This is a genomic window from Methyloversatilis sp. XJ19-49, assembly GCF_024580145.1.
Taxonomy (GTDB): domain Bacteria; phylum Pseudomonadota; class Gammaproteobacteria; order Burkholderiales; family Rhodocyclaceae; genus Methyloversatilis.
On the sequence record NZ_JANINI010000002.1, the window covers coordinates 56,413 to 68,632 of the forward strand.

The window sequence follows — 12,220 nt, forward strand, 5'->3', positions numbered from 1 at the left end:
GTCACACCTCGGCCGGATCGAACCAGCGCCACTCGCCGGGCGCCAGATCCGCCGGCAGTTCGAGCCGGCCGACGGCCACGCGATGCAGCGCCTCGACCCGGTTGCCGGCAGCGGCCACCATGCGTTTGACCTGGTGGTACTTGCCCTCACCGATGGTGATGGCGATCCGGTGCTCGTCCAGCTGCTCGACCGCGTGTGCGGCGACTGACACGTCGGGCGCGTCGTTCAGTACCACGCCACCGCCCAGCGCCTTGAGCATCGCGTCATCCACCGCATGCTTCACGGTGGCTACATAGCGCTTGAGCACGCCGTGCTTGGGCGACGTGAGCTTGTGGATCAGCTGGCCGTCGTCGGTCAGCAGCAGCAGGCCGGTGGTGTCTTCGTCGAGCCGGCCGACGCACTGGATCGCGCGCACCACCAGCGGTGACGGCAGCAGCGAAAACACCGCCGGATGGTGCTTGGGCTTCTGCGAACATTCGTGGCCGGCCGGCTTGTGCAGCATCACGTATGACGGCTCGTGATAGCGCCAGGCTTCGCCGTCGACGGTGTAGTCGAGGTCAGCCGTGTCCACGTCGACGAAGGGGTCATCGACCATTTCGCCGCGCACGGTGACGCGTTCGAGGCGCACCAGGGCGCGACATTCGCGGCGGGTGCCGAAACCCTGGCTCTGCAGGATGCGTTCGAGCTGCATGTCAGCGTTGTCCAACGTGTGGGTTGTATTGGCGTTCTTCGCCGAACGTCGACATCGGACCGTGGCCCGGAATGAAGCGGATGTCGTCGCCCAGCGGAAACAGTTTTTCGCGGATCGAGCGGATCAGGTCGGCGTGGTTGCCGCGCGGAAAATCAGTACGGCCGATCGACCCGGCGAACAGCACGTCGCCGACCTGGGCCAGCCGGCCGACGCGGTCGACGAACACCACATGACCCGGCGTGTGGCCCGGGCAATGCACGACGTCGAGTGTCACGTTGCCGACCGTGACGGTGTCGCCGTCGGCCAGCCAGCGCGTCGGCACGAAGGGCCGGCACGGCGGAAAGCCGAACATCTGCGACTGCACCGGAAAGCCGTCGATCCAGAACTTGTCGTCCGGGTGCGGGCCTTCGATCGGCAGGTCGAACTGTTCAGCCAGATCCAGCGTGGCTCCGGCGTGATCGAGATGGCCGTGCGTCACCAGTATCTTTTCCAGCGTGACGCCCTGCCGCTCGATTTCGGCCAGGACGCGTTCGAGATTGCCGCCCGGATCGACCACGGCGCCCTTCATGGTTTCGTCGCACCACAGCAGGGTGCAGTTCTGTTCGAACGGAGTGACCGGAATGATGGCGTGACGGAGCATGCAGGGAAACGGGAAAAGACAACGACCGCCCATTGTACGTGGTGGGTGCGCGAGGCATCCGCCACATGCAGGGCGAGATGCAACTGGCGCGCGCTGCGGGCAGCGGTTACGGTCGATGGACGTGACCACAGCGGGGCAGCACATCGTGATCGACCTTCATTTCTGGCCCACACCCAACGGCTACAAGGTATTGATGTTTCTCGAAGAATCCGGCATCGAACACCGCATCGTGCCGGTGAACATCGGCACCGGGGAACAGTTCCGACCGGAATTTCTCGCCATTTCGCCGAACAACCGCATGCCGGCCATCGTCGACCAAGCGCCGGCGGATGGCGGCGCACCGCTGTCGGTGTTCGAATCCGGCGCCATCCTGCTCTATCTGGCCGAAAAGACCGGTCAGTTCATGCCGGGCGGGCTGCGCGGGCGGGTGCAGACGCTGGAGTGGCTGTTCTGGCAGGTCGGCGGGCTCGGACCGATGGCCGGCCAGAACCACCATTTCGTACAGTACGCGCCGGAGCCGATCGCCTACGCGATCCGCCGCTACGTCGACGAAACCTCGCGCCTGTACGGTGTGCTGAACAAGCACCTGGCCGATCGCGACTTCATCGCCGGCGGACAGTACGGCATCGCCGACATGGCAAGCTATCCGTGGACCGTGCCGCACAAGCGCCAGCAGATGAATCTCGACGACTTCCCGCATCTGAAGCGCTGGCACGAAGCCATCCGCGACCGTGCGGCCACCGTGCGGGCGTACCTCCGGGGTGCGCAGATCAGCGACAAACCGGTGGTCGACGAAGTCTCCAGCAAGCTGCTGTTCGGGCAGAACGCCGACACCGTGGGCAAGGCTCAGGGCGTCTGACGCGGTAACGCCATGCAACGTGTTCGACGCGCTGCACGATGAAGCGCCGATCGGCCTGTGCTAGGCTTTCCAGCACTGCGTCGGAGTCTTTCGACATTGAATCGCAGACCACCGCGGAGCCTGTCACATCCAGCTTTCCGCTCCTCCGGTTGGTCATTCGATGTCAGCAGACCCCGGTCGCATCTGTCCAGTCCTTCGGGAGAAAGCAATGAGTGCCGAAAAGCTGATTCACGACGCCGCCGACGAGTGCGAATGGGACCCGGATACCGTCGTCAGCATCCTTGCCGAGTTCATCGACGAATTCACCGACCCGGATGATTTGAAGGCCTTCCTCGAAGCCCGCGTGGCCGAAGAGGCGGTCGATGATTACGACGAGGATGAAGAAGAGGAAAGCGCCGGCGCAGACGACTACTGAGCGGTCCGCCTGTGGATGCGCATCCGGCAAGGTAGATCAGGCCGCGAAGTCGCCGTCGAGGTAGAACCAGCGACCGTTGTCGCGCACGAAGCGGCTCGTTTCATGCAGCCGGTGCGCGCGTCCGCCGAGCTTGCTGCGGGCGACGAATTCCACCGTGCCGTGATCGGCGTCCTGCATCACGCAGCGACGCACATCCAGCCCCAGCCACTTCAACCCCGCCTCATCAGGCGTCAGGGTGACCGGACGTGTCGTCGGATGCCAGGTGGCGAGCAGGTAATCGGTCAGGCCGAGCACGTAGGCACTGTAGCGCGAGCGCATCAGGGCTTCGGGCGTGGCAGCCGGCTCGCCGGCGTGATGCCGTGCGCAGCAGTCGGCCGCGAGGCGACCGCTTCCGCATGTGCACAGGCTCACTGCGCGCGCGTCACCCGGGTGTTGCCGCTCGCGCCGACCAGACGAACGCGCTCGCCGATCACAAATTTCTCGTCGCCCTCCTGCACCACCGCAATCACATTGCCGGTGTCGAGCCGGATCGTGATTTCCTGCCCCTTGCGGCGAGTCGCACCTTCCTCGATGAAGGCGCCGGCCACACCGCCGACCACGGCGCCGGCGATGGCGCCTGCAGTGGATCCCTGACCGCCGGCCAGGCCGCCCACCGCTGCGCCCGCAGCGGTGCCGATGTTCGACTTCGTGCCCTCGATCGTGATGGCGCGGACGCCTTCCACCGTTCCCTGGCGGACCGACATTTCACGCCGCGCCTGTTCGCGCGAATAGGTGTCTCCCGACAGGCTGGACTGACAACCTGCGAGAACGATGCCGGCCAGCAACAGCGCCGGCAATGCGATGCGATTCATGATGCTTCTCCGTATGCGGCCGCGACATCGCGGCCTTGCTGACCTTTTACCGCGCGCCGCTCGGCGCGTCAGCCGACCAATGGTGAGCGCATGTTTCGGCCTCCGAGGGTCGACCGGACGCTCAGAATGCCAGCGCAGAGCCGAAGGCGGCGCGATGACGCTCGGCGATGTCGTCGCGCGTCGGCAGGTGGTTCTGCCCGCCCCGGCTGGCGATCTTGATCGAGCCCATGACCGACGCCAGACGCGCCGAGGCGATGATGTCGGCGCCGCGCGACAGCCCGTACAGCAGGCCGCCGCGGTAGGCGTCGCCGCAACCGGTCGGGTCGGCCAGCGCGTCGGCCGGCACGCAGGCCACTTCGGTCACCGAGCCGCCCGTGTAGACCCGCGAACCTTCGGCGCCGCGCGTCACGATCAGCGCCTCGACCCTTTCCGCGATCTGCGCTTCGGTCAGACCGGTGCGCTCGCACAGCAGGCGGGCTTCATAGTCATTGACCGCGCACCAGCGCGCAAGATCCAGGAAGTTCAGCAGATCGTCGCCGCCGAACATCGGCAGCCCCTGACCCGGATCGAACACGAACGGGATGCCGGCTTCGGCAAACTGGCGCGCGTGCGAAATCATGCCGTCCCGACCATCCGGTGCAATGATGCCCAGCTTGACGCCGGTGGCGTCGGACACGCTGTTTTCGTGCGACATGTTCATCGCACCCGGATGGAAGGCGGTGATCTGGTTGTCGTCGAGATCAGTCGTGATGAAGGCCTGCGCCGTGAAGGCGGTGTCGATCCGTCGCACATGGGTGGCCGGGATGGCGAGCGACGCAAGGCGGTCCATGTAAGGGCCGGCGTCATGGCCGACCGTGGCCATGATCAGCGGCTCGCCGCCCAGCAGCTTAAGGTTGTAGGCGATGTTGCCGGCACAGCCACCGAACTCGCGCCGCATGTCAGGTACGAGGAAGGCCACGTTCAGGATGTGTATCTGGTCGGGCAGGATGTGCTGCTTGAAACGATCGGGAAACACCATGATCGTGTCGTAGGCGATGGAGCCGCAGATGAGGACGGACATGAAGGCAGACCGGTGGCGAAAGGCGCGAGTATACGGGCTTACGCCGCCGTTTCAGCGTCGCGAGCGCGCGCTACGCAGTGCCTCGGCATTGAGCACGGTGGCGCGCAGCCGGGCGGCGAAGGCGTCCACCACGCTATCCCAGCCCAGCTGTTCGACGCTGGCACGCGCATGCACCGCCATGCCGGCGCGCAGATCGTCATCGAGCCCGGCGCGCACCGCCTGCGCGATGAAGGTATTCTCGTCGCCCGGCAGGGCCAGCAATCCGTTGTGCTCCGGCACCACCAGTTCGGCCGCAGCCGCCTGCGCATAGCTCACCACCGGCAGCCCGCTGGCCAGCGCCTCGGTCAGCACATTGCCGAAGGTTTCGGTCAGGCTGCCGAACAGGAACAGGTCGGCGCTGGCGTAGTGGGTGGCCAGATCGTCGCCGGTGCGCATGCCGGCAAACAGGTGATGCGGATACTGCCGCGCCAGCGATTCACGTGCCGGGCCATCACCCACCCACAGCATGCGCGCGTCCGGGCGCTGCGCGCGCAGCGCCGCGAAGGCGCGCGCCACGAGGTCGAGATTCTTTTCCGGCGCCAGCCGGCTGACGAATGCCACCACCGGATCGCGCTCGCCGACGCCCCAGGCGGTGCGCAGCGCCGCGCTGCGCCGCTGCGGCGAAAACAGCCGCGTATCGACGCCGCGCGCCACCACCTCGACGTTGCGGTAGCCGCAGTCGATCAGCTGTGTCTGCATGGCACGGGTCGGCACGAAGGTTTCGTGGCCCATGTTGTGGAAGCGGCGCAAGTACGCGGAAATCGGGCGCTTGAGCCAGCGGATGCCGTAATGTGAGCTGTAGGCGTCGAAATTGGTGCGGAAGTCGCTGGTCACCGGCAACTTCAACTTGCGTGCGCCCGCCATGGCGGACCAGCCGAGCGGGCCTTCGGTGACCAGGTGCACCAGGTCCGGCCGCTCGACCGCCCACAACCGGGCCAGCTTCTGCTTGGCAGGCAGGCCGACACGCAGCGTTCCGTAGCGCGGAATGGGCATGCCGCGCGCCAGCACTTCGTGCAGCGCGCCCGACTGCATCGCGGTATCGTCCGCGTGCTGGCGCGGCCGGATCAGCTGGATGCGATGGCCGCGCGCCAGCAGACCGTCGAGCATGCGCTTGAGGCTCATCGCAACACCGTTGATTTCCGGCGGATAGGTTTCGGTCACCACGGCGATGCGCAGCGGTTCGTCTGCCGCGTGCAGTCGTTCCACGGTGAAGGCGAGTTCGTCGTCGGCGTCGTCCGGTCGCATCCGCGCAGTGTCGCGACCGGCCAATGCAGCACCATGACGGTGCGGTGACGCAACCATGACAGCCACTTGATGTCCATCCGCACAACGAAGACCGGCAGTCGAACAAAAGGGAAGACGAAAACTTCGATGTGGGCGACACTTCGCGGCGCCGGAATGGGCGCGCTGCCACTCTTTCTGCTCTGGCTTGCCCTGTGCGGCACGGCGACAGCCGCCGGGTCGGTTGCCGAATTGGTCGCTGAAACACCGACAGCGGCCCCGGTGGGCGACGATGTGCGGCTGGCGCAGCAGCTCGCCCGCCATGCCGGTCAGCCGCTGGTGATCAATTTCTGGGCTTCGTGGTGCGAGCCCTGTCGCGATGAAATGCCAGCGCTGGCGCGCCTGCCGGAGAAACTGGCGGGCACCGGACTGGTCGTGCTGACCGTGGCGGTGGCCGACCGCGAAGCCGACGCCGCGCTGTTCATGCAGCGCGCCCGCCTTGCGCTGCCGGTGCTGCACGACCGCGACCAGCGGTTGAGCCGGCTGTGGGGTGCGCGTCTGCTGCCCTACACGGTGGTGCTCGACCGGCAGCACCGCATCGTGGCGCGTGCACAGGGCGTGATCGAATGGGAGGACAACGCAGTGCTGGAACGGCTGCGAAGTCTGCTGAAATAGCTGTTGCATCAATCGGAGTGTCATCATGGACCGTCGTCGTTTCATCCAGTCTTCCGCACTGGCCGGCCTGTCCGGCATGCTGCCGCTGCCCGGCTCAGCCGCGCAGCCCGTCTTCAAACCTTCGCCGGACGCCGGCTGGCGCACCTTCGAGGTGACCACCGTCGTCAAGCCGGTCACGCGCGGCGAGGTGGCCACGGCATGGATTCCGCTGCCGTCGATCGACAATCCGGACTGGATCAAGCCGCTGGCCGGTGACTGGCAGGGCAACGCGATGCGCGCCGGCATCGCGGAAGACACCGTGTATGGCGCCAAAATGCTGGTGGCGCAGTGGCGCGCCGGTCAGGAGGCGCCGGTGATCGAACTGGTGAACCGCTTCGCCACGCGCGACCGCGCGGTCGATTTCAGCCGTCCGGGCGCCGTCGCGCCGCTCGATGCGCAGTCGCACAAGCTCTATACGCAGGCCACCGAACTGCTGCCGACCGACGGCATCGTGCGCGACACCGCGCTGAAGATCACCCGGGGTGCGGGCAACGACATCGAGCGTGCACGCGCGCTGTACGAGTGGATCTGCGACAACACCGAACGCAACCCGAAAACGCGCGGCTGCGGGCTGGGCGACATCCGCAGCATGCTGGAGAGCGGCAATCTGAGCGGCAAGTGTGCCGACCTGAATGCGCTGTTCGTCGGTCTGGCCCGCGCCGCCGGCCTGCCGGCGCGCGACGTGTACGGCGTGCGCGTGGCGGATTCGAAGTTCGGCTACAAGAGCCTGGGCAAGGCGGGCGACATCACCAAGGCGCAGCACTGCCGCGCCGAAGTGTGGTTGGCCGGTTTCGGCTGGGTGCCGGTCGATCCGGCTGACGTACGCAAGGTGGTGCTGGAAGAGCGCCCCGGCCTGACGCTGCAGGACGACGTGGTGGTGGCCGCGCGCAAGGCACTGTTCGGTTCGTGGGAAATGAACTGGCTGGCCTACAACGTGGCGCACGACCTGAAGCTGCCGGAAGCGACCGGCCCGGCCATCCCGTTCCTGATGTATCCGCAGCTGGAAACATCCGCCGGGCGCGCCGACAGCCTCGATGCGGGCAGCTTCGTCTATGCCATCACATCGAAGGAAGTGACCGCCTGAGCCTGACTGCGTCCGCCGGCGCGGCCGTCCGGCGCGCCGGCCCGTCACCGTGAACGACTCCCGCAACCTGCGCGCCGACGCGCACTTCCGCCTGACCGACGTCCCGCGCGCCATCCGGTTCTTTCTGGACACGGACCGGCGACGCTATCTGCTGTTCATCTGCGTGCTCGGCGTGGTGCAGTTCTACCCGATGCTGCCGCCCTTCCTGATCGGTCAGGTCGCCGACTTCCTGATCGGCTGGCAGCGCGGCGATTCGCTGACGCCGATGTACACGCTGATCGCCACGCTGGGCGTGGCGCATGCGGTGGTTGCGCTGGTGCGGCTGTCCACCAAGCGGGTGATCGGCCGCATGTCGATCGATGCGCGCATGCGCGCCAAGGTGTGGGGCTTCGAGCGCCTGCTCGGTTTTTCGCTCGGCTGGCATCAGAAGGAAAGCACCGGCAACAAGGCACAGCGCGTGCTGACCGGCGCCGACGCGGTGCGCGACTGGACCAGTGACCTGGTGAACGCGCTGCTCACGGCATCCGGTGCCTTCTTCGGCGCACTGATTGCCTGCATGCTGCTGCACCCGGCCACGGTGTTCTTCTTCCTGTACTACTGCGGCGTGCTCGGCTTCATCGAGTGGTATTTCTACCGGCGCATCGCGAAGCTGTCGGACCAGATCAACGCGTCGATGGAAAACGCCAGCGGCAGTTTCGTCGAAAGCGCCGCCAACATTCTCTCGGTGAAGGCGATGAATGCCGGCGCCGACATGACGGCGCGGGTCGCCGCGCGCGAACAGGCGGCGCGCGACTTCGCCTACCGCCGGCTGCGGCTGACCAACACCAAGTGGATGCTGTTCCAGCTGCATACCGCGCTGGCGTGGTCACTCTACATACTCGGCGTGGCCTGGGGCGTGATGGAAGGCGGGTTGTCGGTCGGACTGGTGCTCACCTACACCGCCTACTTCAACACGCTGCGCGAAGCGTCGATGGACATGACCGACCGCGTGCAGACCATGATCGAACGCACCTCCAACCTCGGCCGCATGATGCCGCTGTTCGCGCCGCAGACCGCGCAGCACGGCACGCTGGACTGGCCGGCCGACTGGCAGCTGCTGCACGCCGAAGCGCTGACCTTTGCGCACGACGGTCGGCGCGTGCTCGGCCCGCTCGATTTCACGATTCGGCGCGGCGAGCACATCGGCATCGCCGGGCGTTCGGGTTCCGGCAAGAGCACGCTGGTCAAGCTCCTGCTCGCGCTCTACCCGCCGGAATCGGGACGGCTGGCGGTCGACGAGGTGCCGCTGTCCGACATCCGGCACGAGGCGCTGCTGCACCAGGTCGCCGTGGTGCCGCAGGAAACCGAACTGTTCAGCCTGTCGCTGCGCGACAACCTGACGCTGGGCCGGGACGTGAGCGAACTCGAGCTGCTGAATGCCTGCCGCATCGCGCAGCTCGACGACGTAATCGCGCTGCTGCCCGACGGCCTCGACAGTCCGGTAGGAGAAAAGGGGCACAGCCTGTCCGGTGGCCAGCGACAGCGCGTAGGGCTCGCTCGCGCCGTGCTGCGCGATGCACCCGTGCTGTTGCTGGACGAAGCCACGTCGGCGCTCGACGCTGACACCGAAGCGCGCGTGATCGACGCGCTGATGAGCGATCACGCGCCCGGGCGCACAGTCATCCTGATCGCGCACCGGCCACGCGCCTTCGAGCGCATGGCCCGCGTGCTGACGATGGACGCCGGGCAATTGGTTGGCCCCTCCGCGGCGATTCCGGCCTGATAGGGGTTGCGCCGCTGCGGCCGGGATGCGGCGGCCGCTTGTGAAGGTCGGAGTTGGGCATCGCTGCGCTCACCCCAACCCACGTGTGGACGGTGCTGGGCGGGTACCCCCACCGGGGTATTGCGGCGAGTGGGCGGGGCAGCGGAAGCTGCAGACTTCTGCGGCAACAGTAGGTTGGGGTGAGCGCAGCGATGCCCAACAAGCAGGCCCAACATGCAGCCCCGTCCAGGAGACCCGATGAACAGCGGCGCGACCCGCCCCGCCAGCATGTTCCAGCAGATCGGTGGCGAAGCGCCGCTGCGCCGGCTGGTCAATGCCTTCTACGACATCGTCGAAGCCCACCCGGACGGGGCGCCGGTACACGCGCTGCACCAGCACGGTTTCGGCGTGGCCCACCTGCGCGAGGCGCAGTTCGAGTTCCTGTGCGGCTTTCTCGGCGGCCCCCGCTATTACGCCGAGCGCATGGGCCACGCCAACCTGCGGCAGATGCATGCGCACGTTGCCATCGGCCAGGAGGAAGTCGTGTCCTGGCTGCGCTGCATGGTGCATGCCATCGAGGCGACCGACATTCCGATGGACCTCGCGCCGAAGCTGATGCAGCACCTGACCCGCGCGGCCGAAGCGCTGAAGAACAGGCCCTGAGCAGACATGCGCTCCCGCTGGCAGGGCGTCGACGAAAAAGGGGCAGCCGAAGCTGCCCCAAGGCGAAAGTACGTCGAGCGGAGAGTGTGCGTCGACGGCTCAGGCCATGCGGCGGCGCATGAACGCCATACCGGCCAGGCCAAGGCCCAGCAAACCCAGTACGCCCGGTTCCGGGATCGGCTGACCGATCGCTTCGCGGAAAGTGGTCGCCAGCACGACGCGGTCGATCAGGACGTTGTCGCCCGGATCCAGATGCGCAGTGCGGATGCCGACGCGCGTGATCTGGTTGATGCCCGAATTGCCGACGAAGCTGGCGTCCGGCGTGCCGAGGTCACCTGCAGTCGGGTTCAGCCAGGCGTCGAAGTTGGTGTAGTTGCCGGCCGCGTTGCGGTACAGGTGACCGACGATCTGATGGGTCTGACCAAGCATCACGTTGCTGGACGCCAGAAAGCTGCCGTTGCTGCCGGTGGTGCGCACGAACAGGTCGTTGCGCGACGCGTCGTTGGTCACCTCGTTGCCCTTGAGGCCGAGCGTCGGGCGATTCAAACCTTCGTTGGCGGCGCCGTTCTGCAGCCACAGGCCCAGAAAGTCGTTGTTGCCGATATTCGAACCGGTCGCCACCTGAATGAAGAAGCTGACGAACACGCTGTCGCCGGTAAAGGCCGATGACAGGGCGCGGTGCGCCGCGTTGCCGGCGTTCGAGGTAAACGATGCCGCGCGGTTGCCGTCCAGATCAACCGCCGGATCGCTGACCGAAGCAGCACCCGTGGCGCTCCAGCCGCCGCTCCACCCGGTACCGCCGTTGGCGCCGTTGAGCGCGCCGGTCGCGTAGGAAAAATCATCCGAAGCAATGATGGCGGCGGAAACCTGGCTGGCCGATGCGGCAAGCGCCAGTGTCAGTGTCAGTGCAATCTTCGAGAATTTCATCATGGTGTCCTGATCGTGGCGGGCGAACATCCGGAGCGTGCCCGCATCATCTTTGTGTGGCGACTCGACGCCCATCGCTTCGAGCCTGACGGTTTCCAGTCAGCAATCGCCATGCCACACCGTTCTCTTTTGTTTGTTTTCATGGACTTGAAAATGCAAACAACTGCGCACACTAACTATCAACCGGTGCTGTAAAGCCCCCCGACAGCGACTGCAGGCCGGTACACTGCGCACCTCGCCAACCTCTTGCGCCGTCTTCCTGCCCCGCCGCTGCCGTCCGTGCGGGCGCGCCCACGATGATCCCGACCGACCCCGCCGGCACCCGGCTGCAGCCTTCCTCACGACGCATCGGGCCGCCCGCCTGCGTCAGCATCGTCATCCCGGCCTATAACGAAGCGGGCGCGCTGGCCGCCACGCTGGACATGATCGCCGGCCACCTGTCGGCGCTGACACCCGCCTTCGAACTGGTGGTGGTCGATGACGGCAGCCTCGACGCGACGGCGCAGATCGCCTGCGATTGCGCGGCTCGCCTGCCCGTCACGCTGGTGCGCTTTTCGCGCAATTTCGGCAAGGAAGCAGCGATATCCGCCGGGCTGCAATACGCGCGCGGCGACGTGGTGGTGTGCATGGATGCCGACGGCCAGCATTCGGCCGAACTGCTGGGCGACATGCTGGCGCGCTGGCGCGACGGCTACGACATGGTCTATGCGGTACGCGCCGACCGCGGCGAACAGGGCCTGTTCAACCGGCTCGGCTCCCGGGTTTTCTACGGCCTGATGAATATCGGTGGTCGGCTCGACATCCCGCCCAATGCCGGCGACTTCCGGCTGATGGACCGCTGCGTGGTCGATGCCCTGCTCGCGCTGCCGGAACGCCAGCGCTTCATGAAGGGCATGTACGCCTGGGTCGGCTTCCGCTCGATCGGCATTCCTTACACGCCGCTGCCGCGCGCAGCCGGCGTCACCACCTTCAACCGGCTCAACCTGATGCGGCTGGCATGGACCGGGCTGACCAGCTTTTCGGTGCTGCCGCTGCGCATGGCCAGCCTGACCGGGCTGCTGCTGTCGACGCTGGCCTTTGCCTATGGACTTTATGAGGTGATCGAAAAGCTGGTGTTCGGTATCGACCTCCCGGGCTGGCCGACCGTGGTGGTCAGCATCATGTTCTTCTCCGGCGTGCAGTTGCTGTTCATCGGCATCCTCGGCGAATACCTCGCGCGTGTTTACGAAGAGGTGAAGGGCCGGCCGCCGTATGTCGTTGCGGAACTCGTGCGGCGCGAGCAGGTGGCGCACGCAGACAGGCTAGAGGACTGAAC

14 protein-coding genes are annotated in these 12,220 nt (G+C 66.5%); 7 read left to right on the plus strand and 7 right to left on the minus strand.

The annotated features are described in order from the left end of the window. Position 1: 1 nt before the first annotated feature. Positions 2-691 carry a pseudouridine synthase gene (locus NMQ16_RS02835; RefSeq protein WP_257078970.1) on the minus strand — a complete coding sequence of 230 codons (690 nt, stop codon included), beginning with the start codon at positions 689-691 and terminating at the stop codon, positions 2-4. A gap of 1 nt (position 692) precedes the next feature. Beyond that, positions 693-1,331 carry an MBL fold metallo-hydrolase gene (locus tag NMQ16_RS02840; RefSeq protein ID WP_257078971.1) on the minus strand — a complete coding sequence of 213 codons (639 nt, stop codon included), beginning with the start codon at positions 1,329-1,331 and terminating at the stop codon, positions 693-695. Between the two features lie 145 nt (positions 1,332-1,476). Between NMQ16_RS02840 and NMQ16_RS02845 the strand changes: the two genes are divergently transcribed. Together NMQ16_RS02845 and NMQ16_RS02850 are read left to right on the plus strand one after the other, a co-directional pair. After that, positions 1,477-2,190, plus strand: coding sequence for a glutathione binding-like protein (locus NMQ16_RS02845; RefSeq protein WP_373566752.1), 714 nt, complete (start codon positions 1,477-1,479; stop codon positions 2,188-2,190). 208 nt (positions 2,191-2,398) lie between these two features. Then, positions 2,399-2,605 carry a hypothetical protein gene (locus tag NMQ16_RS02850; protein ID WP_257078973.1) on the plus strand — a complete coding sequence of 69 codons (207 nt, stop codon included), beginning with the start codon at positions 2,399-2,401 and terminating at the stop codon, positions 2,603-2,605. Positions 2,606-2,641: 36 nt separating this feature from the next. Here NMQ16_RS02850 and NMQ16_RS02855 read toward each other — a convergent pair whose 3' ends face one another. The 4 genes from NMQ16_RS02855 to NMQ16_RS02870 form a co-directional block, all read right to left on the minus strand. Further along, on the minus strand, positions 2,642-3,016 hold the full coding sequence (locus tag NMQ16_RS02855; RefSeq protein ID WP_257078974.1) for a YchJ family metal-binding protein: 375 nt from the start codon (positions 3,014-3,016) through the stop codon (positions 2,642-2,644). Further along, a complete protein-coding gene (locus NMQ16_RS02860) occupies positions 3,013-3,456 on the minus strand; it encodes a glycine zipper domain-containing protein (RefSeq protein ID WP_257078975.1) in 444 nt (147 codons plus the stop codon). Before NMQ16_RS02860 ends, NMQ16_RS02855 begins: the two co-directional genes overlap by 4 nt. 121 nt (positions 3,457-3,577) lie before the next feature. Next, complete coding sequence (locus tag NMQ16_RS02865) at positions 3,578-4,516, minus strand: carbohydrate kinase family protein (protein ID WP_257078976.1); 939 nt, start codon at positions 4,514-4,516, stop codon at positions 3,578-3,580. Between the two features lie 51 nt (positions 4,517-4,567). After that, positions 4,568-5,857, minus strand: coding sequence for a glycosyltransferase family 1 protein (locus tag NMQ16_RS02870; protein ID WP_257079292.1), 1,290 nt, complete (start codon positions 5,855-5,857; stop codon positions 4,568-4,570). A gap of 69 nt (positions 5,858-5,926) precedes the next feature. Here NMQ16_RS02870 and NMQ16_RS02875 point away from each other — a divergent pair, with 69 nt between their 5' ends. The 4 genes from NMQ16_RS02875 to NMQ16_RS02890 all read left to right on the plus strand — a co-directional run bounded on the left by NMQ16_RS02875 (position 5,927) and on the right by NMQ16_RS02890 (position 9,978). Next, on the plus strand, positions 5,927-6,451 hold the full coding sequence (locus tag NMQ16_RS02875) for a TlpA disulfide reductase family protein (RefSeq protein WP_257078977.1): 525 nt from the start codon (positions 5,927-5,929) through the stop codon (positions 6,449-6,451). Positions 6,452-6,476: 25 nt separating this feature from the next. Next, a complete protein-coding gene (locus tag NMQ16_RS02880) occupies positions 6,477-7,574 on the plus strand; it encodes a transglutaminase-like domain-containing protein (protein WP_257078978.1) in 1,098 nt (365 codons plus the stop codon). 49 nt (positions 7,575-7,623) lie between these two features. Next, on the plus strand, positions 7,624-9,336 hold the full coding sequence (locus tag NMQ16_RS02885; RefSeq protein WP_257078979.1) for an ABC transporter ATP-binding protein: 1,713 nt from the start codon (positions 7,624-7,626) through the stop codon (positions 9,334-9,336). Positions 9,337-9,573: 237 nt separating this feature from the next. Further along, positions 9,574-9,978, plus strand: a complete 405-nt coding sequence (locus NMQ16_RS02890) for a group II truncated hemoglobin (protein ID WP_257078980.1) — start codon at positions 9,574-9,576, stop codon at positions 9,976-9,978. A 99-nt stretch (positions 9,979-10,077) separates the two neighbouring features. Here the strand turns inward: NMQ16_RS02890 and NMQ16_RS02895 are convergent, their stop codons facing one another. Next, positions 10,078-10,905, minus strand: coding sequence for a PEP-CTERM sorting domain-containing protein (locus NMQ16_RS02895; RefSeq protein WP_257078981.1), 828 nt, complete (start codon positions 10,903-10,905; stop codon positions 10,078-10,080). A gap of 296 nt (positions 10,906-11,201) precedes the next feature. Here NMQ16_RS02895 and NMQ16_RS02900 point away from each other — a divergent pair, with 296 nt between their 5' ends. Continuing rightward, positions 11,202-12,218: a glycosyltransferase family 2 protein gene (locus tag NMQ16_RS02900; protein ID WP_306441644.1), complete on the plus strand. Its 1,017-nt coding sequence runs from the start codon at positions 11,202-11,204 to the stop codon at positions 12,216-12,218. Positions 12,219-12,220: the final 2 nt, after the last annotated feature.